We start from the raw sequence: 2,005 nt of genomic DNA on the forward strand, positions 1-2,005 counted from the left end.
GTTAATTTAGATAGTTTAATCAAACGTTAATTGCCTATAAAACGAATAGTAAAATAGCATCTAATTTATAAAAATTAGTACGAGAGTCGTGTCCGAATTTAATTAACTGCATATATTGTTAAAGGAAAGGAGGGAGAGTTATGGCATGTATTACGAATAATGTTTGTTTAGATGTGTGTCTTAAAATTACAATTACCCCTGGTAGTGGAATTGATGCAGTAGTAGATTGTGGAGGCGAATGTGGGACAAGTCCTACAATTATAATTAATCCTAGTGGATCAATTGTTATTACTTTACCATTAGTTGCATGTTTCTCAATTGCACTAAATGATGATTTAAGTGTTGAATCTTCATTAACAAGCCTTTCTTTTCAAACTTCTTAAGAAGATACAGAAATGAAAAACTTGCCTTCTACTTTTCTTTTGAGTTGATGTAAAAATAAAAAAGATGGTTACAACCCATCTTTTTTATTCTGTCATATATTAAAAATGATATAATATATTATTTAGTAGGTAGGATGTATAATTAGAAGCACTCTTTACCTCTTTTTTGTTCGATGAGGTAAGAAATTGCTTCTATATGATCGCCAATGATTTGTTGTGTTGCTAATGAAAGGGAACCTTCCTCAGAGAAGTGTTTTTCAGGTCGAACACGATTCAATTTATCAACGTCGACAGAATGGACATTTTGTACATGTAAGCCTGCTACAATTGTTTTTACTTGACTTAAGGTTGGTGAAAGAAGTGAATCAAACCCAATTGTATGAATGCATTTTCGACTAAAAGCATGAGGGACAGCAATTGTGGATCCCATACCTAAATCTTTTCGATTACATGCTAAGTTGATAGCATATTTACATGCGGTGACAATAGAATACGGTAGACGATACATATAGTAGTGCTCTAGTTTATTTAAAGCTAAGTCTGTGCCATTTTGAATAGATTGTACAAATGGTAATAAATCATGACTAGAAATTAAGAAATCTCCATCTATAAATAATAGTATTTCACCTTTTGCAAAAAAGGCACCAACAGCACGTCCTGTATCATTTCCAAGTGCTTCTTCGTAGCTTATAACTGTTGCACCGCAACTCTTCGCCAATTCCTCTGTTTTATCTGTTGATCCATTAACAATAACAATAATTTCAAAAGGTTTTAATTTTTGTACCTCAAAAATGACAGATTCAATCGTTTTTTCTTCATTTTGAACAGGGATGATAACTGATAATTGTTGATCTCCATAAGTATTTGAATAAAACTCTTTACCTGTAATTATTTTTGGAATGGATTTTTGTTCTCCGTTTTGAAGCCCTAAAATAATATCTCGCTTTCGATTATTATCGGTATAGTTTCCTCTTGGATCTTGCATTTTACTTATCCAATTTGCAATGGCTTCAAGATGATAATGAATGAGTTGAGTTGAAGGAAAAGGGAGAACTTGAGGGATAGGAATGTTTAATTGATCGCAAATCCGAAATTTATGTTCAATAATTTTCATTTGTGCCAATATGGGATTTGATAAATTATCTGGATTAATTACATCAAGTACTTCTTTTGTCATTGCATAGGGAGGAAATAATAAGGAGTTAATATTTAAATCTGGGCGATAAAAAAAATGATTTGTAACTTGCTGCCAAATCATTGCTAAATTGGGCTGTTGTTTTTGATAAAAAAAATCATCTAAATTATTTAATACGACGTCAGCTGATTTATCTAGTAATGGTTGAAGAAATTGTTTAAGTAAGGAAGGGGGGATATTGTAATTTGCATCTAAAAATAAGAGGTACTTACCTTTTGCTTTTTTGGCACCAATTACATAACAATTATTTGATTCTGTCGGTTCTTCTAATGTGATAATTTTACAATTGTAAGATTGTGCAATATCAATGGAATCATCGATACATCCGTTAATAGTAAGGATAATTTCTAAAGGCTGTAGTTGTTCACAGGCTTTCAAAATTTCAGGTAAAACTTTTATGTTATGCTGTATACGAATAATAATAGAA

The 2,005-nt window shown here is 31.4% G+C and carries 2 protein-coding genes; one reads left to right on the top strand and one right to left on the bottom strand.

Annotated features, from left to right (window positions below):
- Positions 1-140 precede the first annotated feature (140 nt).
- Positions 141-383, top strand: a complete 243-nt coding sequence (locus tag ACQGS6_RS27300; RefSeq protein WP_000752186.1) for a hypothetical protein — start codon at positions 141-143, stop codon at positions 381-383.
- Positions 384-525: 142 nt separating this feature from the next.
- Here the strand turns inward: ACQGS6_RS27300 and ACQGS6_RS27305 are convergent.
- A partial coding sequence (locus tag ACQGS6_RS27305; protein WP_426965937.1) for a glycosyltransferase family 2 protein occupies positions 526-2,005 on the bottom strand: 1,480 nt, incomplete at its 5' end.

It is taken from the genome of Bacillus sp. GMs2/2, from assembly GCF_050172095.1.
In the GTDB taxonomy this organism is placed as follows: domain Bacteria; phylum Bacillota; class Bacilli; order Bacillales; family Bacillaceae_G; genus Bacillus_A; species Bacillus_A cereus.